The organism is Streptomyces sp. NPDC005775, assembly GCF_042871565.1.
Taxonomy (GTDB): Bacteria; Actinomycetota; Actinomycetes; order Streptomycetales; family Streptomycetaceae; genus Streptomyces.
The window spans coordinates 778,998-803,210 of record NZ_JBIAIU010000001.1; the positions used below are offsets into that span (position 1 = coordinate 778,998).

Genomic DNA, 24,213 nt, shown 5'->3' on the forward strand with positions numbered 1-24,213 from the left:
CGCGGTGAGAGCCCGCAGTGCGAGGGTCCACAGCCGGGAGCCCCCTGAGCCAGAGATTGAGGTCAGCCATGCCGCCGCATGAGGTCGTCATCGGTGTGGACAGTTCCACCCAGTCCACCAAGGCCGCGTTCGTCGACACCGCCACGGGACGGCTGCTCGCGGTCGGCCGCGCCCCGCATGTCGTGACCGGCGAGGGCGGGGCCCGCGAGACGGACCCCGAGGTGTGGTGGCAGGCGCTGCGCGACGCGGTCGCCGCCGGGCTGAAGGAGTCCGGCGTCACCGCCGCCGACATCACCGGGATCGCCGTCGCCGGGCAGCAGCACGGGCTGGTCGTCCTCGACGGCGCGGGCCGCCCGCTGCGCCCCGCGCTGCTCTGGAACGACACCCGGTCCGCCCCGCAGGCCGCCGCGCTCACCGCGGCTCTGGGCGGGCCCGACGCCTGGACCGCACGCACCGGATCGGTGCCGGTGGCCTCGATGACCGCGTCGAAGTGGCAGTGGCTGCGGGAGAACGAACCGGAGACCGCCGCCGCGACCGCCGCGATCCGGCTCCCGCACGACTTCCTGACCGAGCGCCTCTCCGGCCGCGCCGTCACCGACCCGGGGGATGCGTCCGGCACCTGCTGGTACTCCACCGCGACCGGTTCCTACGACCCGGAGCTGCTCGCGCTCCTCGCCATCGACCCGGCACTGCTGCCGGAGGTGGCGTCCAGCGGCGCGGCGCGCGCAGGTGCGCTGACGGCCGAGGCCGCCGAGGCCCTCGGCCTGCCCGCCGGAATCGCCGTCGCCGCGGGCACCGGTGACAACATGAGCGCCGCCGTCGGCCTCGGGCTCGGCGGCGCGGGTCTCCTCGACCACCCGGTCCTCAGCCTGGGCACCTCGGGCACGGTCTTCACCGCCTCCCGGGCCCGGCCGGCCTCCCCGGCGCTCGCGGGATTCGCCGCGGCCGACGGCACGTACCTGCCACTGGCCTGCACCCTCAACTGCACGCTCGCCGTGGACAAGGTGGCCGGCCTGCTGGGCCTGGACCGCAACGACGCGGCGCCGGGCGGCGAAGCCGTACTCCTCCCGTACCTGGACGGCGAACGCACCCCCGACCTGCCGGACGCCTCCGGCCTCCTCACCGGTCTGCGCCACGACACCACCCCGCAGCAACTCCTGGGCGCCGCCTACGAGGGCGCGGTCGTCACCGTGCTGCGCGCGCTCGACGAGCTGCTCCGGGCGTGCGGGCTCGACCCGGACGACCCCGAGGTGGCGGCCCGGCCGCTCCGGCTGATCGGCGGCGGCGCCCAGGGGCGCGTGTGGGTGGAGACCGTGCGCCGTCTGTCCGGGCGGCCGGTGACCGTGCCCTCCAGCGGGGAACTGGTCGCCCTGGGCGCGGCCGCGCTCGCCGCCGCGGCGTCCACGGGTGGCGATCCCGTCGCGATCGCCGTCGGCTGGGACACCGGTGAAGAGGTGCACCTGGAGGCGGTCGAAAGGGATGTGACGACCTGGGAGCGGGTCGGGTCGGTACTCGAACGGGCGGCCGGCCCCCTGCTGGGAGCCGACCGGTCGAGCTGACCGCTCGACCTGACCACTCAGCCCCACCACCCACCCGGGCCGCTCAACCCGACCGCCGCACCCGAGCACTCGACCTGACCCGCAGTCATGTCCCGTCGCACGCTGCACACAAGCGCGTGCGACGGGCATCGGCCGTTTTGGATAGCGAACTGATGTTCACTACTATCCGGCGATGATCATAAGAAGAAGGCTGACGGTCGGGGTGGGCATCCTGCTCGCCACCCTGACCGCCGGGCTCGGCTCGGCGCTGCCCGCCTCGGCCGATGAAACCCCCACCCAAGCCTCCCCCAAGGTCGAGCTGGTGCTCGACGTCAGTGGCTCCATGCGGACCCGCGACATCGACGGCCAGTCCCGGATGACCGCGGCGAAGCAGGCGTTCAACGAGGTCCTGGACTCGGTGCCCGAGCAGGTGCAGCTCGGTATCCGCACCCTCGGTGCCGACTACCCGGGCGACGACCGGAAGGTGGGCTGCAAGGACACCAAGCAGCTCTACCCGGTCGGCCCGCTGGACCGCACCGAGGCCAAGACCGCGGTCGCCACGCTGGCACCCACCGGCTGGACCCCGATCGGCCCGGCCCTGCTGGGCGCCGCCGACGATCTGGAGGGCGGCGACTCCACCCGCCGGATCGTGCTGATCAGCGACGGCGAGGACACCTGCGGACCGCTCGACCCGTGCGAGGTCGCCCGTGACATCGCGGCACGCGGCATCCATCTGGTCATCGACACGCTCGGCCTGGTGCCGAACGCGAAGATCCGCCAGCAGCTCACCTGCATCGCGGAGGCCACCGGCGGCACGTACACCGCCATCCAGCACACCGAACAACTCTCCGGTCGTGTGAAGCAGTTGGTGGACCGGGCGGCCGAACCCGTCGTCACCCCGGTCGCCACGAAGGGCGCCGACAGCTGCACCGACGCCCCGCAGCTCAAGCCGGGCCTCTACACCGACCGGGAGAAGTTCGCCGAGCACCGCTGGTACCGGGTCGACGTGCTGCCCGGCCAGGAACTGCGCGCCTCGGTGAGCGTGTTCGCCGACCGCGCCGTCAACAACGACTACGGCATGCTGCTGCGGGCGGTGACCGTGCACGGCCGGGAGATCGTCAGGGGCGCGGAGTCCGGCACCGGACGCACCGACGCGATCTCGTCCGGCCTGCGCTACCCGAGGCCCGACGCGGACGACGACGGCGACACCAAGCCTGCCGCCGAGACCGTCTGCCTCCAGGTCTCCAACTCCTTCTCCGCACCCGCCTCGGTGAAGACCGCCCCCGGCATGCCCGTCGAGCTGACCATCGACGTGGTGGACGCCCCCGACGCGGCTGCCGACCCGGCGGCGTTCGGGCTCGGCCGCGGCTGGTGGCTGCTGGGCGTGCTCGTCCTGACCGGACTGATCGCGGGTCTGCTGACCGGCTGGATCTCGCGCTGGCGCTTCGCCGTCTGGAGGACCAACTGATGTTCCGTACGAGACGCGTGCTCGCGAGTGCGCTGCTGACCGGCCTCGCCGTCCTGACCGGGGCGGGTGCCGCCGTCGCGGACGGCCCGTCGCCGAGCCCGAGCGAGTCCGGTGACGGCTCGGCCCCCACGGAGGCGGGCACCGCCTTCCGGACCGCCACGGCGATCGAGCAGGACCAGACCGCCACCGCGGGCGCCTCCACCGGCGACTACCTGTACTGGGTGTTCCCGGCCGATGCCGGACAGCGCGCCACGGTCCACGCGAAGGTGACCCTTCCCGAGACCGCCACCCGGCACGGCGCCTCGACCTGGCAGGTCGATGTGTACGACGGGCTGCGCCGCCGCCAGGCCTGCATGTACGGGAAGCAGACCGGCAAGGCAGCGGCCGATGCCGCCACGGTCGAACTCACCTGTGTGCTGCGTACGGTGAGGGCCTGGTCCGAACCGTGGGCCAACGACCCGCTGCCCGGCAGTTACTACGTCCGCCTCACGGTCGTGGACCTGCCCTCCGCCGACCTCGGACTGCCCGTGCAGACCGAGGTCGAGGTCACGGCGGCCGACAAGGGCGGTGCCGCGGACGTCGACGGCAGCCTCTCCGAGCCGCTGGTCCCCGGGGCTTCCTCGGTCGAGCAGGCCGCCGACGGAACGTCGCCCGCCCCGGTCGCCCTCGCCGGTGAGCCGGAGGACGGCTGGTCCTCCGGCTGGTGGACCGACCGCTGGCTGTGGACGGTCGGCGGCGGGGTGCTCGCCGCGTTCGCGGCCGTCTTCGGCTACTCGCTGACGCGCGGCAACGGCCGCCCGTCGCGCGTCCCGCCGGGCGTCTGACGACGGGCCGTCGTCGGGCGGGCCGGTCGCCCGGCCCGCCCGACGACGCGCGGTCGACGTGGCAGCGAGTTCCGTGCCGCTACGCCGCGGCGAACGCTCCCCCCGCGCCCCACACCCGCCCGGCGAAGCGCTCACCGATCCGCAGGTGGGTGGCGGCGTCCGGGTGGAGCTGGTCCGGCAGCGGGAGTTCGGCGGAGTCCTTCTCGCCGTACAGGCTGCGGCCGTCCAGGTAGTACAGATGCGGGTCGTCGGCCGAGCGCTGCTTCACCAGACGGTCCAGTTCGTCCCGGATGACGTTGAGCGTCAGCTTTCCGGCGGCACGTTCGGCGGGGTCGCCCATCGCCACGAACTGGAGCCTGCCCTCGTCGAGGTTGCTGAAGTCGGGGGCGCTCGGGCCGGGCGTGTCCTCGTGGATGGGGCACAGGAGGGGCGAGACGACCAGGAGCGGCGTGGTGGGGTGTCCCTCGCGGATGGTGTCGAGGAAGCCGTGCACCGCCGGGGCGAAGGCGCGCACTCGCATCAGGTCGGCGTTGACGATGTTGATGCCGATCTTGACGCTGATCAGGTCCGCGGGGGTGTCACGCATCGCGCGGGCCGTGAACGGGTCGAGCAGGGCGCTGCCCCCCAGGCCCAGGTTGATGAGTTCCACCCCGCCGAGCGAGGCGGCGTGTGCGGGCCAGGTGGACGTGGGGCTCGCGGCGTCGGAGCCGTGGCTGATCGAACTGCCGTGGTGCAGCCACACCTTGCGGCCGCTGTCCCGTACCGGTTCGACGGGTGCGTCGGTACGCAGGACGACGAGCTCGGTGGTCTCGTTGTACGGCAGCCAGATCTCGATGTCCTTGGCGCCCTCGGGCAGTTCGGCGAACCGGACGGTGCCGACCGGGCCCGGCCGGGTCTCCGCCGAACCGGTCGTCATGTCCACCTCGAGAACGTTTCCGCCGGTGGCGTCCGCCCGACCGGCGAAGCGGCCGTCGACACGCAGGTCGTACACGCCGTCCGGCCGGGGCGGCGCGCCCACATAGGCCGTCTTGGTGCGCAGCGCGTCCAGCTCGATGGTGGTGGCGCGGGTACGGAACACCAGCCGCACACCGGAGGGCTGGGCCTCCGCCATGGCCAACTGGCTGTCGGCGCACTGGGCGCGGGCCCATGCGGGCAGTCGATGCGGGCGCAGTCCGCGTTCGGTGCGTTCCAGATCGAGCGCACCGCGCAGGAGTGCGGCGGTGATGGGGGTGGTCTGCATGTCTCTCCGCCTGTTGCTCGGAACGTGTGAGGGGTGGGGTATCAGCGCGCCGGCGGTGGCCGCAGGCCCGCAGGGATCGCGGTCAGGACGCGGGCCAGTTGCGCAGCAGGGCGTCGAGGGCGTCCACGATGCGTACCCAGGACTCCTGCGAGTCGGGGGCGCTGTGGCTGAACCCGCCCTGCGCCTCCAGGCTGACGTAGCCGTGGAAGACGCTGCCCAGCAGCCGGACGGCATGCGTCTGGTCCGGTTCGGTCAGGTCGTAGCCGCGCAGGATCGCCCGGGTCATCCGTGCGTGACGGCCACCGGCACTGGCTGCGGCAGCCTCCGGGTCGAGCCTGTACTGGGCCGCCGCGTACCGGCCGGGATGCTCGCGGGCGTAGTCGCGGTACACGTCGGCGAAGGCGCCCAGGGCATCCTTGCCGGCCCTGCCCGCGAGCGCTGCCGCGCCGCGGTCGGCGAGCTCCTCCAGGGCCAGCAGCGCGATCCTGGTCCGGAGGTCGTGGGAGTTCTTCAGGTGCGAGTACAGGCTGGCGACCTTCACGTCGAACCGCCGGGCCAGCGCCGACACGGTCACCCGGTCGAAGCCGACTTCGTCGGCCAGCTCCGCGCCCGCCCGGGTCAGACGTTCCGGGGTCAGTCCCGCGCGCACCATGCGCTGCTCCTCACTTCGGCTATAGCCATCATGCGTTTACCTACATGCTTTAGGCAAATGCATATTGCCTATAGGTATGGCTGATCAACAACGTCGGACTGCCCCGCACTCCCTGTGACATGTCCCGGCTACTCTCGACAACTCACGTACTCCACAAGGCCGGTGGCGTGCGACCGCCGCCCGGCCGGACCCTCAGAGCGGAGACTCATGTCCACGGAGACCGGCCCGACCGTCGACGCCGGGCCGCGCGGCCACAGGATCGTCCCGGGCCCGAAAGGGCTCCCCTTCCTCGGGAACATGCCGCAGTTCGCGAAGAACCCCCTGGCGTTCTTCGAGCGGCTGCGCGCCCACGGGGACCTGGTGCAGTGGCGCTTCGGCCCCCACTCCTGCGTGTTCGTGGCCGATCCGAAGTGCATCGGCGAACTCCTCACCGAGACGGAACGCACCTTCGACCAGCCCGCGCTCGGCATCGCCTTCCGTACGGTGATGGGCAACGGCGTCGTGGTGGCGCGCGGCACCGAGTGGCGGCGCAAGCGGTCGCTCGTGCAGCCGTCCGTACGGCCGAAGCAGGTCAGGTCGTACGCGGCGACCATGGCGGGCAGCACGGTGGAGCTCGCCGACACCTGGTCGGGCGGCCAACGCATCGACGTCAAGCGGGAGATGGCGGCCCTGACGCAGCGGATCGCCGTCCGTACGATCTTCGGCGTCGACACCCCCGCCGACGCCGAGGCGATGGGCCGGGCCATGGACGTGGCACAGGCGGAGATCGGCAAGGAGTTCGCGGGCATCGGCGCACTGCTGCCGGACTGGGTGCCCACCCCGGGCCGGGCCAGGATCAAGAAGGCGGCCGCGGTCATCGACGCGGAGGTGGGCCGGGTCGTCGCCCGGCACCGTGACGGCGGGGACGAACGCCCCGATCTGCTCAGTCGGCTGCTCACCGCCGTCGACGAGACGGGCGCGAAGCTCGATGACCGGGAGATCCGCGACGAGACGGTCACGCTGTACATCGGCGGCCACGAGACGACGAGCTCGACGCTGGTGTGGACCTGGTACCTCCTGTCCCGCAACCCCGGGGCGCGGGCCGCGCTGGCCGAGGAGCTGGACCGGGTGCTCGGTGACCGCGAGCCGGGGTTCGACGACTACGCGCAGCTCCCGTACGCCCAAGCGGTGATCAAGGAGACGCTGCGGCTGTACCCGACGATCTGGCTGGTCACCGGCGTCGCGAAGGAGGGCGCCCGGATCGGCGGCCTGCCGATTCCGGAGGGCACCAGGGTGTGGAGCAGCCAGTGGGCCACACAGCGGGACGAGCGGTGGTTCCCCCAGCCGGAGGAGTTCCGCCCGGAGCGGTGGGACGCGGAGAGCGGCGACGAGATCGCGGAGTACGCCTGGTTCCCGTTCGGCGGCGGGCCCCGGGTCTGCCTGGGCACACGGTTCGCGATGGTCGAGGCGGTGCTGATCCTGGCGGTGCTGGCACGGCGGTTCGAGCTGGACGTCGATCCGGGGACGGTGCGCCCCGTGCCGACACTGACGCTGCAGCCCGATCGCGAGGTGATGGCCACGGTCCGGGCGCGGTAGCGGCGGATACCGGGGCGCGTCCGGGCGACAGATGCTGAACCGATATGTCCGATCTATCGCCATGAACCAGGCATAACGTTCAGAATGTGCGTGTCGGCCGTACCGGCCGCCGGGGCCCCTGGGCCTCACCCGCAGGCTGTCGATCCATGGGGAGAAACGTCATGCGTCCGAGCTCCACTCTCACGGCCGTGCTCACCGCCGCGGCCACCCTCGCTCTGACGGCCACCGCCGCGTCGGCCACCACCGGCGCTGCCGCCCACGGGGCGTCGGGCCGCCCGGCCCACTGCCAGCAGAAAGCCCTCAGGATCTCCGCCTCCCCCGGCGGGCAGCACAACGTGGCCCGGATCGCCGTCACCAACCGGGGCGGCCGCGCCTGTGTCGTGGACCGCATCCCGACGATCACGTTCCGGGGCCTCGACGGCTCGGCCCAGCCCGTCCCGCCCGCGGCGAGCGGTGCGTACGTGCTCTCGCCGGGCGAGCGCGGCTACGCGGCCGTGCGCACGGCGGAGCGCGGTACCCGCCAGGGACATGTGGTCCGCAGTCTCTCCGTGGCGGCGGACCCCGCGCACTACGGCGTCACGTTCGGTGCGGCCACGGTGGGCATGGACCGCGGCATCCGGGTGTGGGAGCCGGTGACGACCCTGTGGCACACCTCGCGAGGCGCGGCGGACCGGGCCCTGGCCGCGGCGACGCGCTGACCGTACGCGGGCGGGGGCGCGGGGCCACAGCCGTCAGGGCCGGCTGCGCCCCCGCGCCCCGCAGACGTCCTACAGCGTCACCGTGCCCGTTCCCTCCGCCGTGACCCCCGTCGTCTCCGCGACCACCCGGTACGAGCGGTCCGTGCCCTCGGAGGTGACGGTCAGGGCCTCCCCGTCCCGGACCACCAGGAACGACGCGGCGCTCCCGCCCGCCAGGTCCGGCACCGTGACGGTCGTGCCGTAGCCGGCGACATCCGTCGACGCCCCGCCGAAAATCCGCAGCGTGAGCCCGTCCAGCCAGTCGCCGTCGGGGCGCTGGTCGTCCGCGCCCCACGGGAGTACCGCGCCGGGGCGCACCAGGATCGGCAGGCTGTCGAAGCCGTGGGTCTCGTGGCGCCAGACCGGTCCGGTGACCGTCTCACCGGTCAGCAGGACGGTCCAGGTGCCCTCGGGGACGTAGTACTCGACCTGCCCGTCCTCCGTGAAGACGGGCGCGACCAGCAGATCCGGCCCGAGCATGTACTGACGGTCCAGCATCCGGGTCGTCGGGTCGCCGGGGAACTCGAGCAGCATGGGCCGCATCATCGGGACGCCCGTGCGGTGGGCGGTGACGGCCGCCCCGTACAGGTACGGCATCAGCCGGTGCTTGAGCAGGGTGAACTTCCGGGCGACGTCCACCGCCTCCTCCCCGAAGGCCCACGGCACCCGGTAGGACACGTTGCCGTGCAGCCGGCTGTGCGAGGACATCAGACCGAAGGCGAGCCAGCGCTTGAAGACGGCCGGGTCGGGCGTGCCCTCGAAACCGCCGATGTCATGGCTCCAGAAACCGAAGCCCGACAGCGAGAGCGAGAGGCCGCCGCGCAGCGACTCGGCCATCGCGGTGAACGAGGCGAAGCAGTCGCCGCCCCAGTGGACGGGGAACTGCTGGCCGCCGGCGGTGGCGGAGCGGGCGAAGAGGACGGCCTCGCCCGCACCGCGCTCCTTCTCCAGGAGTTCGAAGACCGTGCGGTTGTAGATCTGGGCGTAGTAGTTGTGCATGCGCTCCGGGTCGGAGCCGTCGTGCCAGACGACGTCGGTGGGGATGCGCTCGCCGAAGTCCGTCTTGAAGCAGTCGACCCCCTGGTCGAGCAGGACGCGGAGCTTGCTGTTGTACCACTCGCGCGCGGCGGGGTTGGTGAAGTCGACCAGAGCCATGCCGGGCTGCCACAGGTCCCACTGCCAGATGTCGCCGTTGGCCCTGCGCACCAGGTAGCCGAGTTCGGCGCCCTCCGCGAACAGGGCGGATTTCTGGGCGATGTAGGGGTTGATCCACATGCTGATCCGCAGCCCGCGTTCCTTGAGCCGGGCCAGCATCCCCTCCGGGTCGGGGAAGACGTCCGGGTCCCAGAGGAAGTCCGACCACTGGTACTCGCGCATCCAGAAGCAGTCGAAGTGGAAGACGGAGAGCGGGATGTCGCGTTCGGCCATGCCGTCGACGAACGAGGTGACGGTCTCCTCGTCGTACGAGGTGCAGAAGGACGTGGTGAGCCACAGGCCGAAGGACCAGGCCGGCGGCAGCGCGGGGCGGCCGGTGAGCGCGGTGTAGCGGGCCAGGACCTCCTTGGGTGTCGGTCCGGCGACGATGTAGTACTCCAGCGTCTGGTCCTCGACACTGAACTGCACCTGGCCGACGGACTCCGAGCCGACCTCGAAGGAGACCTTGCCGGGGTGGTTGACAAAGACGCCGTAGCCGCGCGAGGAGAGGTAGAACGGGATGTTCTTGTAGGCCAGTTCGCTGCTGGTGCCGCCGTCCGCCTGCCAGATGTCGACGGTCTGGCCGTTCTTGACGTACGGGGTGAAGCGCTCCCCGAGCCCGTAGACGTTCTCGCCGACGTCCAGGGCGAGTTGGGCGATCATGTGGTGGGCACCGTCGGGGGTGGTGGCGAAGGCGGTGCCCTTGGTGTCGGCTCCGGTGAGGCGCCGGCCGTCGGCGTCGAGGAAGGTCAGGCCCCACGGCCCGTCCCCGTCCATGCGCAGGGTCAGCGGCCCGCTGGTGAGTTCGGTGACCGCTCCGTCCTGCCGCGTGCGGGCCCCGGCGGCTGCCGGGTCGAGGCCGGGGAAGGCGAAGTCGGGCCCGTGGTTCACCTTTCCGGCGTGGTGGGTGGTGCGCACGCCGATGATCCCCTCGGCCGGGGAGAAGCATTCGACCGTGATGAGCGGGGAGTTGAGGGTGTCACCGCGGGCGGTGACGTGCTTGACCGACGCGTGGGCGGTGAACTGCCCTTCGCCGACGTGCAGGTCGCGGATCTCGGTCGCGTAGGAGGCGCGTACGCCCTCACGCATGAGCCAGAAGCCGTCGGTGAACTTCATGCGGACTCCTTGCCGGGGGCAACTGGAGGGACGGGGACCGGGGTGCGGGCGGCGCGGCTCACGCGTCGTCCCCGGTGAAGGCGATCCGGGCCAGGCGAACCGTGCCGCGCAGGGTGATGCGCAGGTCCCCGGTGCCGGAGGCGTTCAGCCCGGCCCGCACGGTGCGGTAGTCGTACGGTCCGTCGGTGGCGGCGACCGGCACGGTGACCGTGCTGCCGCCGACGGTGATCAGCACGGCCCCCTCCCCCGCGGCCAGCACTTCGGCGGCCCGCACTCCGGCGGCGAAGTCGCAGCGACGGTAGAGGAGTTCGTTGCTGCCGGTGACGGCCGCGACCGCGTCGCCGTCCGCCTTCGTCCGGTCGACGATCTCGGTGCCCAGCTGCTCGTCGTAGTCGGCCGCCTCCAGACCGCGCGTCATGACCGGTCGCGGGCCCGCGGGGTCGCCGTCGATCTCGACGACGGCGATGAGCCGGATGTCCGTACTGGAGGCACCCGCCTGGATCTCGTACGTGCCCGGGTCGACGGTCCAGCGGCCGTGCGCCACGTCCCAGTGACCGAGTTCGGTGACGGGGACGAGGAAGTCGAGGCGCTCGGCGGAGCCGGGCGCCAGGTGCAGCCTGCGGTGTCCGGCCAGCTGACGCAGCGGCCGGACGACGGACGGGGCCACCGCGCGCACGTACAGCTGGGCGACCTCGTCCGCGGCGACGGCCCCGGTGTTGGTGACGGTCAGCGACACCCGCAGCAGGTCGCCGTCGCGCGCGGCGTTCAGGGCGCTGTAGGTGAACTCGCCGTACGAGAGGCCGTGGCCGAACGGGTAGAGCGGAGCGCCCTCGTAGTAGAGGTAGGTCTGACGGGAGCCGATGATGTCGTAGTCCAGCAGCCCGGGCAGCTCCGCGTCGGAGGTGTACCAGGTCTGCGGCAGCCGGCCGGCCGGGGAGACGTCGCCGGCGAGGACGCGGGCGAGGGCGGTGCCGGCGGCCTGTCCGCCGTGCGCGGTCCACAGCAGTGCGGGGAGCGTGGCCGCCGCGTCGGTCAGGGCGTACGGGTAGGCGGAGGTGACCGCGAGGACGGTGCGCGGGTTGGCGGCGTGGGCGGCGCGCCACAGGCGTTCCTGCTGGGCGGGGAGGTCGAGGGTGGTGCGGTCCTCGGTCTCACGGCCGTTGATGTGTGCGTCGTTTCCGGCCACCACGATGACGACGTCGGCGTCGGCCGCCACGCGGGCGACCGCGTCCTCACCGCGCTCGGTCACCTCCATCTCGAAGACCGTTCCGGCGGCTTCCGCGGCGTCGGAGATTCCCTCCGCGGGGGCGGCAACCTTTACGCCGTCGGCGGCAACAGAGACATACCTACCCGTTCCCACGTGCAGAAGGCGGTGACCGCCGGCATGACCCTCCACCGCTTCCCACCGGAACGTCTCCTGGACGATCCAGCCGCCCGGCTCGTCCGCGGAGGCGCGTACGAAGCCGTCATCGGCGACGGACAGATAGCGGCCCGCCGGTTCCCGCAGGGTGATCACGCCGTTGCCCCAGTCGATGAGCGCCAGCTCGGACGGGGTGTCGCCGCAGGTCAGCGGCGGAAGGTCGGTGCGGCCGGCCAGCAGCGCCGGGTCGAGAGCGCCCTCTGCGCCGCGCGCGGGCTCCTGGTTGACGTCCGCCGCGGGAATCCGCAGCCAGCCCTCCGCGCACTTCAGCCGGACCAGGTCGACGCCCTCGGCATGCACGACGTGCTCCGCGCCGAAGCGCTCCCTGAGCCCGTCGAGCGGGGTGGAGCGGTGCATGAGGGTGCCGCTGTACCAGTCGAGCTTGCAGGCGTCCGCGAGGAGTCCGACGACGGCGACGGTCTTCCCGGCGGCGGGGTCCAGCGGCAGCAGCCCGTCGTTCTTGAGCAGCACCACTGCCTGTTCGGCGGCCTCCAGGGCGAGCGCCCGGTGGCCCTCCGTGTCGAAGTCGGCGGTGTTCGCGTACGGGTCGAGCTCGGGGTCGAACTCGCCGAGCGAGAAACGCAGTTCGAGCAGGCGCCGGACAGCGGTGTCGATGTCGTGCTCGTCGAGGAGGCCCTGCTCAAGGGCGCCGCGGATGCGGCCGGTCATGAGGGCGGAGTCCTGGCCGTGGTCGGTGAAGCTGTCGACACCGGCACGCAGGGAGGCGGCCGTCGCCTCCTCGTGGGTGTCGAAGTAGTGCTCGGAGTCGACGAGGTTGGACGGCGCCCCGGCGTCGGAGCAGACCACCAGCGACCGGTCGGTCCAGGCGCGCAGCTGCTGCGACAGGTGCGGCGAGACGTGGTTGGGCCGCCCGTTGACCAGGTTGTACGCCGGCATCACACCGGCCACGGCGCCCGCCCGCACGGCGTCACGGAAGGCCCTGAGGTCGTACTCGTGCAGGACCCTCGGGCGGACCGAGGACGAGGAGGTGTCACGGTCGGTCTCGTTGTTGTGCGCGAGCCAGTGCTTGAGGACGGGGGCGGTCCGCCAGTAGAGCGGGTGGTCGCCGCGCAGCCCCCGGGTGTACGCGACCGCGATGGCGGAGGTCAGTCCGGCGTCCTCGGAGTACCCCTCCTCACCCCGCCCCCACAGCGGGTTGCGCAGCAGATTCACGGTCGGGGCCCAGACGTTGAGGCCGACGCGGTCGTCCTGGGCGCGCTTGGCGCGGACCTCGTTGCCGACGGCCTCGCCGACCCGGCGCACCAGTTCGGCGTTCCAGGTGGCACCGAGCCCCACGGCCTGCGGGAACACCGTCGCCGGCCCCATCCAGGCGACCCCGTGCAGAGCCTCCTGACCGGTGCGGAAGGCGCCGAGTCCGAGCCGGTCGACCGCCGGTGCGAACTGGTGCAGCATCGCGATGCGCTCGTCGAGGGTGAGCCGCTGGAGCAGATCGTCGACGCGCTTGGCGAAGGGCAGCTGCGGATCGCGGAAGGGCTGCGGTTGTTCCGTCACGTGCGGGTCCCCTTGGAGAGGTGGGAGGTGTTCCGGCTCCTGCGGCTCGTACGGGCAACGGAGGAGCCTCGGAAGATCTTTCGAAGCGCTTCGATGCTCCGTGGCCAACCCCGCGCATGTCAAGGGCTCGTCGCCGACCTGCGTACGCGACAACCCCGCAATGCGCCAGGAAACGGTTCGGAAACAGGTCGGAGGAATCTGGAAACGGACTCTTGTGCGGTCGGGGCCCTTCACTTAACCTCGCTGCAACATCGAAGCGCTTCGACAGAGCTTCGATGGGGCGCCCGGCGCCCGTGATCCTCCCGGGACCGCGACAGCATCTGCCGCTTCCCTGTTGAACCGCTTCACCTGCGGCCGGTCACGCCGGCTCAGTCAGCAACGCTCCACCTCAGACACAGGAACCGAACGGCGGTCGCCCGCCACGTGTCGTCCTGGTGCGCCTCGAAGGGTTGACGCAATGACGCCGAATTCCACCCCCTCCTCCACGGCTCCGAGCCGGAGAAGCTTCCTCGCCACGGGCGCGGTCGCCGCTGTCGCCGTGGCCGGCGGGGTACCGCTGCTCGCCGCGTGCGGCGGCTCCGGTTCAGGTTCAGCGAGCAAGGAGGGGACGACCACGGGCAAGGCGCTCCAGAAGGTCGTGCCGTCCTACGCCCCGCTGAACCTGGTCCAGCCCGACGTTCCGGGCGTCAACGGTTCGAGCCCCGGCTTCACCAAGCTGCCCGATCCGCTGGTCGTCTCCGTCAAGTCGGTGCCGGGCAAGGGCTCGTCGTTCCGGGTCATGACACCGCTGTGGGGCACCGTCCCGAAGAAGAACAACCCGTACTACACGGCGGTGAACAAGGCGGTCGGCGCCACGCTCAACTTCGACCCGCAGGACGGCAACACCTACCAGGACAAGATCGGCGCGGTCCTCGCCGGCTCGGACATCCCGGACGTCATGACCATCCCCGGCTGGAACATGCAGGGGCAGATCCGCAACGCGATCAGCGCCAAGTTCGCGGACCTGACTCCTCATCTGGCGGGCGACGCCGTCAAGAAGTACCCCAACCTGGCGAACATCCCGACCGGTGCCTGGCAGTACTCCGTCTTCGGCGGCAAACTGCGCGGCCTCCCCATGCCGACGCCGATCATCGGCAACGCGATCTTCTACCGCAAGGACCTCATCGGCTCCGGCGCCGTGCCGGCCTCCGCGGACGACCTGCTGGCCTTCGGCAAGGAGCACACCGCTCCCAAGCAGAAGGTGTGGGCCTTCGACGACCTCTGGACCTGCATCCAGAAGATCTACGGCCTGGTGCCCGACGCTCCGCACTACTGGCAGCTGGAGAACGGCAAGCTGGTCCACAAGATCGAGACGAAGGCGTACCGCGAGGCACTCGCCTTCGCACGCAAGCTCCACGACGGCGGCTACGTCCACCCGGACGCCGACGCCGGCAAGGACGCGGACGCCAAGATCCGCTTCACCAGCGGGCACGTCGTGATGTACAACGACGGCACCGGCGGCTGGAAGGGCATGGTCACCGAACAGCAGGCGGGCAACCCGAGGTTCGACATGCAGGCGCTCGACTTCTTCCACCACGACGGCGGCAAGCCGGTGCTGTGGCAGGACGACCCGGCGGGCATCTTCACCTTCCTCAGCAAGAAGCTCTCCAAGGCGCAGATCGAGGAGTTCCTCGCGATCGCCGACTACGCGGCCGCGCCGTTCGGCACCGAGGAGTTCATGCTCACCAACTACGGCGTGAAGGGCACCCACTACACGATCAAGGACGGCGCCCCGACCTACACTCCGCAGGGAGTCGAGGAGGCGCAGCCCTCCACCTTCCTGTTCCTCGCCTCGCCGCCCACCTCCATCGCGTACCCGGACCAGCCGCAGCTGGCCAAGGACTACGCCGCCTGGATGGCCCGCCAGGCCCCGTACGTCAAGAAGCCCCTCTTCTTCGGCATGCAGGTCGTCGAGCCGCAGCGGTACGCCTCCCTGTACACGCCCTTCGACGACCTGCAGAAGGACATCCGCCGCGGCCGCAAGAAGGTCAGCGACGTCGAGGAAGCCGTGAACACCTGGAAGAAGAGCGGTGGCGACAAGCTGCGCGCCTGGTACCAGGACATCCTCGACAAGAACGGCTCCGGCAACTGACGCGTACGACGCGCACCAACCGTACGCACCACAGCACAAGGGCCGCCGGGCGCACGAAGCCCGGCGGCCGGGGCGGAGAGCATGACATGGGGAGCACAGGGTGAAGCCACGGGCCACGGTCACGACCGACCCGGACCGCACCTCCGACGGGGCCGACGCCCCCGCCGGCGGTGACGGTGAGGACAGGGACGGAAGCGGCACACGGACGGCCAGGTCCCGCGCGATCGGTACGCGCCGGTCCCGTACGGCGAGAAGCGGACCGGCCGGGAGCGGAACGTCGAAGAACGGGCGGAAGGGCCGTTCGGTGACCGGGCCGCAGGCGGGCGGCATCACCTGGCGCCAACGGCTGCGGCGCGACCGCACCCTCGTGCTGATGACGCTCCCGGCCATCGGGCTGCTGCTGCTCTTCAACTACGTCCCGTTGCTCGGGAACATCGTGGCCTTCCAGGACTACGACGTGTACGACCTGGGCATCACCGGCAGCCCCTTCGTCGGCTTCGACAACTTCACCCGGATCTTCCAGGACTACCGCTTCTGGGAAGTCCTCATCAACACCCTGGTCATCTTCGTCACCCAGCTCGTCCTCTTCTTCCCCATCCCGATCGCCATCGCGCTCCTGGTCAACACGATCATGAGCGCGCGGGTCCGGGCCTGGGTCCAGGCAGTCGTCTACCTGCCGCACTTCTTCTCCTGGGTGCTCGTCGTCACCGTCTTCCAGCAGATGTTCGGCGGTGCGGGACTCGTCGCCCAGTGGGCGCGCGAACACGGGCACGAAGGCTTCGACCTGATGACCAATCCGGGCTTCTTCAAGTTCCTGGTCTCCGCCCAGGCCGTGTGGAAGGACGCCGGCTGGGGCGTCATCGTCTTCCTGGCCGCGCTCGCCGCCGTCAACACCGATCTGTACGAGGCCGCGGCCGTGGACGGCGCGGGCCGCTGGCGCCGGATGTGGCACGTCACGCTTCCCGCGCTGCGTCCCGTCATCGCGCTCCTGCTCGTCCTGCGGGTGGGCAGCGCGCTCAACCTCGACTTCGAGCAGATCCTGCTCCAGCGCGACCAGGTGGGCGCGGGGGCCTCGGAAATCCTGGACACCTACATCTGGTGGACAGGGATCAAAACCGGCGACTTCGGCTACGCGGCCGCCGCCGGGATCTTCAAGGGGCTGTTCAGCGTCGCCATGGTGCTGGGTGCCAACAAGGTCGCCCACATGCTGGGCGAGCAGGGGGTGTACTCCAAGAAATGACAACTCTCCTGGAACTCGAGAGGGACCCGGCACAGCCCGCGCCGCGCGCCGAGACACCGCTCCAGCGCGCCCTGCGGATGGAACCCCGCCCCGTGTGGGAGGAGGAGCCGACCAAGGCGGGCCTCGCCTTCAAGGGATTCGGCCTCGTCGCGATCTGCGCGATCGTGATCATCCCGATCTGGGTCGTGCTCGTCACCAGCCTCTCCGACACCGAGGCCATCAACGACGCGGGCGGCCTGGTCGTCTGGCCCAAGAGCATCACCTTCGTCGCGTACAAGGAACTCCTCAGCGGCGGCGCCGTGACCCGGGCGGCCGCCGTGAGCGTCGGCCTCACCGTCGTCGGCACGGCGGTCAGCATGGTCGTCTCGGTCCTGTGCGCGTACGGGCTGAGCCGGCGCGACTCCTACGCCCACCGCCCGCTGCTGATGACCCTGATGGCGACGATGTTCTTCGGCGCCGGGCTCATCCCCACCTACCTCCTGGTCACGGGCATCGGTCTGAGCGACAGCTACTGGTCCATGATCCTGCCCAGCGCGATCAGCGTCTTCAACGTGCTGGTGCTGCGCGGCTTCTTCATGGACACCGCGCCCGAACTCATCGACGCGGCCCGCATCGACGGTGCCGGCGAGTGGCGCATCCTGCTCCAGATCATCATGCCGCTGTCGCGTGCCGTGATCGCCGTCATCTCGCTGTTCTACGCGGTCGGCTACTGGAGCCAGTGGTTCAACGCGATGCTGTACATCCAGGACAGCGACAAGTACCCGCTGCAGATGATCCTTCGCCAGCTGGTGCTCCAGCACCAGGTGCCCCCGGGGGCGATGGGCGCGGCGGTGAGCAGCGGGGCGATCAACAGCCTCGCCGTGCAGATGGCGGTCATGATCCTCGCGCTGATCCCCGTCGCGATCCTGTCGCCGTTCGTCCAGAAGCACTTCCAGAAGGGCATGCTCACCGGCGCCGTGAAGGGCTGACACCCGGTACGCCCCAGGTTCGCTCCCCCTCTCCTTCTTGTCCTCGTCCTTCTTGTCCTTGTCCGGAAGGTATCCGCCATGCGCACTTCGTCCGAGCCCACGCCCAGCCGCAGAACGGTGCTCGCCTCGGCGGCCGTCGTCGCCGCGGCCGTCACCCTGCCGGCCGCGGGCCCCGCCGCTGCCACCGCCCCGAAGGACCACCGGGGCAGGGCGAGCGAACCCCACCGCTGGCGGACCGCCGCGATCGGCGGGACGGGATTCGTCACCGGGGTGCTGTTCCACCCGTCGGTGAGGGGCCTGGCCTACGCCCGCACCGACATCGGCGGCGCGTACCGCTGGGACGGGCGCGAGGCCCGCTGGACCCCGCTCACCGACCACCTCGGCTGGGACGACTGGAACCTGCTCGGCATCGAGGCCCTGGCCGTCGACCCGGCGCACCCGGGCCGTCTCTACCTGGCCTGCGGCACGTACGCGCAGTCCTGGGCGAGCCCCGGCGCGGTGCTCCGCTCCGAGGACCGTGGGGCGACCTGGCAGCGGGCCGACCTGACGGTGCGGCTGGGCGCCAACGAGGACGGGCGCGGCGCCGGCGAGCGGCTGCTCGTGGACCCCCGGGACAGCGACACGCTGTGGCTCGGCACCCGGCACGACGGGCTGCTGCGCTCCACCGACCGGGGCGTCACCTGGGCTCCGGCCGACTTCCCCGCGACCGCGTCGGCGAGCGGCCAGGGCGTGATGTTCCTCGCCGCCGCCGGCCGGACGGTGTACGCGGGCTGGGGCGACGGCGGCAGCGCGCTCTACCGTACGAACGCTACGGGCGGCTGGGAGGCCGTGCCCGGGCAGCCGTCCGGGAGCGCGGCGACGAAGGTGCCGGTACGGGCCGCGTACGACGCCCGCGGCCGGGCGCTGTACGTCACCTACGCGGACGCCCCGGGGCCCAACGGGCAGTCCGACGGCTCGGTCCACCGGCTCGACACGGTGACCGGCACGTGGAGCGAGGTGACCCCGGTGCGGCCCGACGCCGCGGCCGGTGACGGTTTCGGCTACGGCGGTGTCGCGGTCGACGCGCGCCGCGCCGGCACGCTCGTCGTCACCACCAACAACCGCTGGGGGCAGATCGACACGGTGTTCCGCTCCACGGACGCGGGCGCCAGCTGGATTTCCCTGAAGGACACCGCCGTCCTCGATGTCACGGAGACCCCCTATCTGCGCTGGGGCGGGGAGTCCGCCAAGTTCGGCTGGTGGATGCAGACCGTGGCCGTCGACCCGTTCGACTCGCGTCACATCGTGTACGGGACCGGTGCGACGATCTTCGGCACCCGCGACCTCGTCCACTGGGCCCCGGAGATCCGGGGCCTGGAGGAGACGTCGGTACGCTTCCTGATCGCCCCGCCCGGAAAGGGTGCCCGGCTCCTCAGCGGCCTGGGCGACATCGGGGTCATGTACCACGACTCGCTGACCGCCTCGCCTTCGCGCGGCATGGCGTCGAACCCGGTCTTCGGCACGGCCACCGGCCTCGCACTCGCCGCGCTCAAGCCCTCGTACGTCGTACGCACGGGCTGGCCGTCGGGCTCGACGTCCGCCGGGGCGTCCTCGGACGACGGCGGCCGGACCTGGCAGCCGTTCGCCGCCCAGCCGGAGATCGCCGCCTCCGCCCCCGGGCCGGTCGCGGTCTCCGCCGACGGGTCGGTCCTGCTCTGGTCGTTCGTCCACTGGGACGGCACCAAGTACCCGGCGCACCGCTCCACCGACGCCGGTGCGAGCTGGACCGAGGTTGCCACGTTCCCCAAGGGCGGCTCCCCGGTCGCCGATCCGCTCGACCCCAGGCGCTTCTACGTCTACGACACCGACACCGGAGCGGTCTTCCACTCCTTGGACGGCGGCGCGACGTTCGCCCGCGGGGCGGCCGGACTCCCTTCGGGCGACGTGCAGTTCAAGGTGGCGGCGGCACCCGGCCGCAGCGGCGACCTGTGGCTCTCCGCGAAGGACAACGGGCTGTTCCGCTCGACGGACGGTGGGCTCACGTTCGCGCCGGTGGCCGGCTGCCGGGCCTCGCACGCCCTGGGGTTCGGCAAGGCCGCGCCGGTCAGGGGCCGCAGGCGCCCCGGCGCCGGCTACCCGGCGGTCTTCCAGACGGGCAGGGTCTCCGCGACGTACGACGGCGTGGCGGTGCTGCGCTCGGACGACGCGGGCGCCACCTGGGTCCGGATCAACGACGACTCGCACCAGTGGGGCTGGACCGGCGAAGTGATCACCGGCGACCCCCGCGTCCACGGCCGTGTCCACCTGGGCACCAACGGCCGCGGCATCCAGTACGCAGAACCGAAGTAAGAAACGAGAGACGCCATGCCGTCCCTGCGCGACGCAGCCCGTGGCCGCATCCTCTTCGGAGGCGACTACAACCCCGAGCAGTGGCCCGAGGAGGTGTGGGAGGACGACGCCCGGCTGATGAAGGAGGCGGGGGTCAACTCCGTCACCCTCGGGGTCTTCTCCTGGGCGAAGATCGAACCACGCCCAGGCGCAAGGGAGTTCGGCTGGCTGGACCGGCTGATGGACCTGATGCACGCCCACGGCATCGGCGTCGTGCTCGCCACCCCGACCGCGTCCCCGCCGCCCTGGATGGGGGCGCGGCACCCGGAGACCCTGCCGCGCACGGAGGACGGCTCGGTCGTCTGGTACGGCTCGCGCCAGCAGTTCTGCGCCAGCTCCCCCGTCTACCGACGCTACGCCGCGGCCCTCACGGAGGACCTCGCGGCGCGGTACGCGGACCATCCCGCGCTCACCGTGTGGCACATCAACAACGAGTACTGCACCCACTGCTGGTGCGACGAGACGGCCGCGCACTTCCGCCGCTGGCTGCGCGCCCGGTACGTCACCGTCGACGCGCTCAACGAGGCGTGGGGCACGGCCTTCTGGAGCCAGCGCTACGACTCCTGGATGGAGATCCTGCCGCCGCGCAAGGCGCAGTACATGAAGAACCCGGCACAGGTGCTGGACTTCAAGCGGTTCACCTCCGACGCGCTGATGGAGTGCTACGTCGCCGAGCGCGACATCGTGGCCCGGCACACCCCGCGCATTCCGGTGACCACGAACTTCATGCCGCTGTGGTCCGGCCAGGACGCCTGGGCCTGGTCGGCGCAGGAGGACATCGTCTCCGTGGACATCTACCCGGATCCCCGGGATCCGCAGGGCGGCCAGTACAACGCGATGCTCGCCGACATGACGCGTTCGCAGGCCGCCGGCCCGTGGATGCTGATGGAGCAGGCGGCGGGTCCGGTGAACTGGCGGGGCGTCAACCACCCCAAGCCCGAGGGCCTGAACCGGCTCTGGTCACTGCAGGCGGTGGCGCGCGGCGCCGATGCCATCTGCTACTTCCAGTGGCGGCAGTCGCGGCAGGGCTCGGAGAAGTTCCACTCCGGGATGCTCACCCATGCCGGCGAACAGGGGCGCACCTTCCAGGAGATCAAGCGGCTGGGCGCCGAACTCGCCGCGCTCGGACCGGCCGTCGGCGGCAGTGACGTGCCGGCCGACGTGGCGATCCTGCACGACTGGGACTCGTGGTGGGCCGGAGCGCAGGAGGGCAGGCCGTCCTCGCTGCTGGACTACACCGAGGTCGTCCAGCGCTGGCACCGGGCGCTGTGGGAGAACGGCGTCGCCACCGAGTTCGCCCGCCCGGACGCCGACCTGAGCCGGTTCAAGGCCGTCGCCGTACCCCATCTGTACCTGCTCACCGATGCCTCGATCGACAATCTGGTGGCGTACGCGCAGGGCGGCGGGACGCTGGTCTGCGGCTTCTTCAGCGGCATCGCGGACGTGGACGACCGCGTCAGGACGGGCGGCATGGACGCACGGCTGCGCGAACTGTTCGGGATACGCACGCTCCACGAGTGGTGGCCGCTGGACGCGGGCACGGCCGTGGCGTGCGACGGCTTCGACGGCACCCTCTGGTCGGAGGAGCTGGAGGCCGCACAGGACGCCGAAGTGGTGGCCGCGTACCGCGACGGCGAGCTGGCCGGGCTGCCCGCGGTGCTGCGCAGGGGCCGGGCCCGGTACCTGTCGACGCTGCCCACCCCGGCGGCGCTGCGCGGGCTGCTCGGTGACGTGGTGCGGGAGGCCGGTGTGACGCCGGTCCTGGCCGGGCTGCCCGACGGCGTGGAGGCCGTCCGCCGCGGTGATCTGCTCTTCCTGCTCCACCACGGCCGGGACACCGTCTCCGTGGCCGTGCCGGGCACCTACGAGGACCTGCTGACCGGCGAGAAGACGGTCGACCGGGTGGAGCTGGGGCGCCACGGCGTGGCCGTGCTGCGGAGCGCCGCTCCATGACCGCCCGTACCCACATCGACGGCACGTGGGAACCGCGCCCCGCCGCCCGCTGGGAGGACGCCTTCCTCGGCGGCAACGGCCGGCACGGGGCGATGGTGTACGGGGACCCGGCCGACGACCGGGTCATCGTCAACCACCACACCCTCGTCCGGCCCAACGGCAGCGAGCACCTGCGTCCGCCCGAGCTGGCCGACCGGCTGGACCGGCTGCAGAGCGCGCTGCTCGCCGGGGACACCACGGCCGCCGAGCGGTTCGGGGAGGGCCGGCCGCTGGTGTGGGTGCAGCCGTTCCACCCGGCGTTCCAGACCAGGCTCCGGCCCGTCCCCGACGCCTCAGCCGCGCCCGACGTCACGGAGCCGCCCCCGGGCTACCGTCGCACGGTCGACTTCACCACGGGCGAGATCACGGCCGTGTGCGAGGGCCGGCACAGCCGTGTCTTCGTCTCCCGCGCCGACGACGTGATCGTCCAGTACGTCACCGGCCCCGGCCTCGCGGTGGACCTGACCCTGGACCACGCGCTGCCCGGCGCACCGCCGCGCCTGGCCGTCGGCCGCAGCACCGTGCTGGGCCCCGGCGGCGGCCGGCTCTCGCTGCGGGCGGGCTACCCGGACAGCGAACTCGCCTACACCGGGGTGACCGTGGTCCGCGCGGACGGCGGCAAGGTGTCCGTCGCGGGCGAGGGCATCCGGGTCGAGGGGGCCCGGAGCCTGCTGCTGCTCACCCGGGTGCGGCGCCACGCGGGCAGCCTGGACCTCGCGGCGGAGTGCGCCGCCCTGCCGCAGGACGACTACCCGACGCTGCTCGCCCGGCACCGCGCCCTGCACCGCCCCGCCTTCCAGCGCGCCTCCCTGACCCTGGACGCCGATTTGGCCGAACGGGGACTACCCGGCAGCGAGTTGATACGCAGACCGGGCAGCCCCGCCCTGCTGGAGCGGCTGTTCGCGGCGGGGCGCTACCACCTGTATTCGTCCTCCGGCCTCCTGCCGCCCCGGCTGACCGGCCTGTGGACCGGCGACTGGGACACCGCCTGGTCCGGCGCGTTCACCACCAATGCCAACCTCAACCTCCAGATCGCCTCGGCGGCGGCCGCCGCCCTGCCCGAGGTCTCCGAGGCCCATGCCTGCCTGGTGTACGGCCAGTTGGCCGACTGGCGGGACAACGCCAGGGCTCTCTTCGGGGCTCGCGGCATCGTCGCCCCGTCCCACACCGACGGCGAGTCCGGCCATACCCGCCACTACCAGCGCGCCTACCCGCTCCACCTGTGGACGGCCGGTGCGGACTGGCTCCTGGAACCGCTGATCGAGCACGCCGAGACGAGCGGGGCGACGGACCCCCGGCTCGTCGGCGCGCTGCACGAGGCGGCCCTGTTCTACGAGGACTTCCTGACCCGTACCGCGCCCGACGGCACGGTGGCGGTCGTCCCCTCGTACTCTCCGGAGAACCGTCCGGCCAACGCGAGCTGGGGAACGGTCAACGCGACGATGGACCTCGCGGCGGCCCGCCACGCACTCACCACGTCGGCCGATCGCTCCCCCGCCGCCGCGTCCTCGGCCCGGCGACGCGCGCTGGCGGACCGGCTGCCGGCCTACCGGGTCAACGAGGACGGCGCACTCGCCGAGTGGGCGTGGCCGGGCCTGGCGGAGACGTACGACCACCGCCACCTCAGCCACCTCTATCCGGTGTGGCCGCTGGACGCGATCAATCCGTACGACACCCCGGAGCCGGCCGCCGCCGCACACCGCGCCCTGGAGCTGCGCGGATCGGAGAACGACTCCGCGCACGGGCATCTGCACCATGCCCTGATCGCGGCGCGGCTGCGGGACGGCGAGCGTGTCTCGGCGGCACTGGAAGCGGTGCTGGCAGGCGACTTCTTCCACGACTCGCTGATGAGCGCGCACTATCCGTCCCGCAACGTCTACAACGCGGACGCCGCCCACGCGCTGCCCGCGGCGGTCATCGAGTCGCTCGTCCAGTCGACACCCCACCGGCTGGTCCTGCTGCCCGCACCTCTGGCCGGCTGCCCGACCGGTGAACTGCGCGGTGTGCGCACCAGGTTCGGCGCCGGGCTGGATCTGCGCTGGTCCGCCGACGGCAGCGCGACCGCCGTGCTCCATCCCACCCGTGACGCCCGGATCGACCTCCGCACGGGCGACCGGCACACCTTCACCGATACCTCCGCCGGATCACCCCCGGCTCCACTGGAGCTGACGGCCGGCGTGGACCGCGTCCTCGAACTGGGGGCGCGGTAGCTCTCCCCCCACCCCATCCCCCCACCATG

General features: G+C 71.8%; 15 protein-coding genes. 11 read left to right on the forward strand and 4 right to left on the reverse strand.

Annotated features, from left to right (window positions below; translation table 11 throughout):
- Nucleotides 1–68 precede the first annotated feature (68 nt).
- From xylB to ACFYPA_RS03500, 3 genes are all read left to right on the forward strand, one after another.
- Nucleotides 69–1,559 carry a xylulokinase gene (gene xylB / locus ACFYPA_RS03490; RefSeq protein WP_389129183.1) on the forward strand — a complete coding sequence of 497 codons (1,491 nt, stop codon included), beginning with the start codon at nucleotides 69–71 and terminating at the stop codon, nucleotides 1,557–1,559.
- Nucleotides 1,560–1,731: 172 nt separating this feature from the next.
- A complete protein-coding gene (locus tag ACFYPA_RS03495) occupies nucleotides 1,732–3,006 on the forward strand; it encodes a VWA domain-containing protein (protein ID WP_359082238.1) in 1,275 nt (424 codons plus the stop codon).
- A complete protein-coding gene (locus tag ACFYPA_RS03500; RefSeq protein ID WP_359311397.1) occupies nucleotides 3,006–3,830 on the forward strand; it encodes a hypothetical protein in 825 nt (274 codons plus the stop codon). Before ACFYPA_RS03495 ends, ACFYPA_RS03500 begins: the two co-directional genes overlap by 1 nt.
- Before the next feature lie 79 nt (nucleotides 3,831–3,909).
- Here ACFYPA_RS03500 and ACFYPA_RS03505 read toward each other — a convergent pair whose 3' ends face one another.
- A complete protein-coding gene (locus tag ACFYPA_RS03505) occupies nucleotides 3,910–5,070 on the reverse strand; it encodes a GDSL-type esterase/lipase family protein (RefSeq protein ID WP_359311394.1) in 1,161 nt (386 codons plus the stop codon).
- A gap of 82 nt (nucleotides 5,071–5,152) precedes the next feature.
- A complete protein-coding gene (locus ACFYPA_RS03510; protein ID WP_359082241.1) occupies nucleotides 5,153–5,722 on the reverse strand; it encodes a WHG domain-containing protein in 570 nt (189 codons plus the stop codon).
- 207 nt (nucleotides 5,723–5,929) lie between these two features.
- Between ACFYPA_RS03510 and ACFYPA_RS03515 the strand changes: the two genes are divergently transcribed.
- On the forward strand, nucleotides 5,930–7,297 hold the full coding sequence (locus ACFYPA_RS03515; protein ID WP_359311390.1) for a cytochrome P450: 1,368 nt from the start codon (nucleotides 5,930–5,932) through the stop codon (nucleotides 7,295–7,297).
- Between the two features lie 161 nt (nucleotides 7,298–7,458).
- Nucleotides 7,459–7,995 carry a DUF4232 domain-containing protein gene (locus ACFYPA_RS03520; RefSeq protein WP_359311387.1) on the forward strand — a complete coding sequence of 179 codons (537 nt, stop codon included), beginning with the start codon at nucleotides 7,459–7,461 and terminating at the stop codon, nucleotides 7,993–7,995.
- 69 nt (nucleotides 7,996–8,064) lie between these two features.
- Here ACFYPA_RS03520 and yicI read toward each other — a convergent pair whose 3' ends face one another.
- Both yicI and ACFYPA_RS03530 read right to left on the reverse strand, forming a co-directional pair.
- A complete protein-coding gene (yicI, locus tag ACFYPA_RS03525) occupies nucleotides 8,065–10,344 on the reverse strand; it encodes an alpha-xylosidase (protein WP_359311385.1) in 2,280 nt (759 codons plus the stop codon).
- 58 nt (nucleotides 10,345–10,402) lie between these two features.
- The gene (locus tag ACFYPA_RS03530) at nucleotides 10,403–13,276 is read right to left on the reverse strand and encodes a glycoside hydrolase family 3 C-terminal domain-containing protein (protein WP_359311382.1); all 2,874 of its coding nucleotides are present in this window, start codon (nucleotides 13,274–13,276) and stop codon (nucleotides 10,403–10,405) included.
- 457 nt (nucleotides 13,277–13,733) lie between these two features.
- Between ACFYPA_RS03530 and ACFYPA_RS03535 the strand changes: the two genes are divergently transcribed.
- The 6 genes from ACFYPA_RS03535 to ACFYPA_RS03560 all read left to right on the forward strand — a co-directional run bounded on the left by ACFYPA_RS03535 (nucleotide 13,734) and on the right by ACFYPA_RS03560 (nucleotide 24,184).
- Nucleotides 13,734–15,407, forward strand: coding sequence for an extracellular solute-binding protein (locus ACFYPA_RS03535; RefSeq protein ID WP_359311380.1), 1,674 nt, complete (start codon nucleotides 13,734–13,736; stop codon nucleotides 15,405–15,407).
- A 100-nt stretch (nucleotides 15,408–15,507) separates the two neighbouring features.
- A complete protein-coding gene (locus ACFYPA_RS03540; protein ID WP_359311378.1) occupies nucleotides 15,508–16,647 on the forward strand; it encodes an ABC transporter permease subunit in 1,140 nt (379 codons plus the stop codon).
- A complete protein-coding gene (locus tag ACFYPA_RS03545) occupies nucleotides 16,644–17,615 on the forward strand; it encodes a carbohydrate ABC transporter permease (RefSeq protein WP_359082248.1) in 972 nt (323 codons plus the stop codon). The genes ACFYPA_RS03540 and ACFYPA_RS03545 overlap by 4 nt, the downstream gene beginning before the upstream one ends.
- A gap of 78 nt (nucleotides 17,616–17,693) precedes the next feature.
- Nucleotides 17,694–19,943 carry a 1,4-beta-glucanase gene (locus ACFYPA_RS03550; RefSeq protein WP_359311376.1) on the forward strand — a complete coding sequence of 750 codons (2,250 nt, stop codon included), beginning with the start codon at nucleotides 17,694–17,696 and terminating at the stop codon, nucleotides 19,941–19,943.
- A 15-nt stretch (nucleotides 19,944–19,958) separates the two neighbouring features.
- Entirely contained in the window at nucleotides 19,959–21,935 is a 1,977-nt protein-coding gene (locus ACFYPA_RS03555) for a beta-galactosidase (protein ID WP_359311373.1), read from the forward strand.
- The gene (locus ACFYPA_RS03560; RefSeq protein ID WP_359311370.1) at nucleotides 21,932–24,184 is read left to right on the forward strand and encodes a glycoside hydrolase N-terminal domain-containing protein; all 2,253 of its coding nucleotides are present in this window, start codon (nucleotides 21,932–21,934) and stop codon (nucleotides 24,182–24,184) included. Before ACFYPA_RS03555 ends, ACFYPA_RS03560 begins: the two co-directional genes overlap by 4 nt.
- Nucleotides 24,185–24,213 lie beyond the last annotated feature (29 nt).

Coding starts and splice junctions, on each gene's coding strand:
- xylB (WP_389129183.1), top strand. CDS start 69: ATGCCGCCGCATGAGGTCGTCATCGGTGTGGACAGTTCCACCCAGTCC.
- ACFYPA_RS03495 (WP_359082238.1), top strand. CDS start 1,732: ATGATCATAAGAAGAAGGCTGACGGTCGGGGTGGGCATCCTGCTCGCC.
- ACFYPA_RS03500 (WP_359311397.1), top strand. CDS start 3,006: ATGTTCCGTACGAGACGCGTGCTCGCGAGTGCGCTGCTGACCGGCCTC.
- ACFYPA_RS03505 (WP_359311394.1), bottom strand. CDS start 5,070: ATGCAGACCACCCCCATCACCGCCGCACTCCTGCGCGGTGCGCTCGAT.
- ACFYPA_RS03510 (WP_359082241.1), bottom strand. CDS start 5,722: ATGGTGCGCGCGGGACTGACCCCGGAACGTCTGACCCGGGCGGGCGCG.
- ACFYPA_RS03515 (WP_359311390.1), top strand. CDS start 5,930: ATGTCCACGGAGACCGGCCCGACCGTCGACGCCGGGCCGCGCGGCCAC.
- ACFYPA_RS03520 (WP_359311387.1), top strand. CDS start 7,459: ATGCGTCCGAGCTCCACTCTCACGGCCGTGCTCACCGCCGCGGCCACC.
- yicI (WP_359311385.1), bottom strand. CDS start 10,344: ATGAAGTTCACCGACGGCTTCTGGCTCATGCGTGAGGGCGTACGCGCC.
- ACFYPA_RS03535 (WP_359311380.1), top strand. CDS start 13,734: ATGACGCCGAATTCCACCCCCTCCTCCACGGCTCCGAGCCGGAGAAGC.
- ACFYPA_RS03545 (WP_359082248.1), top strand. CDS start 16,644: ATGACAACTCTCCTGGAACTCGAGAGGGACCCGGCACAGCCCGCGCCG.
- ACFYPA_RS03550 (WP_359311376.1), top strand. CDS start 17,694: ATGCGCACTTCGTCCGAGCCCACGCCCAGCCGCAGAACGGTGCTCGCC.
- ACFYPA_RS03555 (WP_359311373.1), top strand. CDS start 19,959: ATGCCGTCCCTGCGCGACGCAGCCCGTGGCCGCATCCTCTTCGGAGGC.
- ACFYPA_RS03560 (WP_359311370.1), top strand. CDS start 21,932: ATGACCGCCCGTACCCACATCGACGGCACGTGGGAACCGCGCCCCGCC.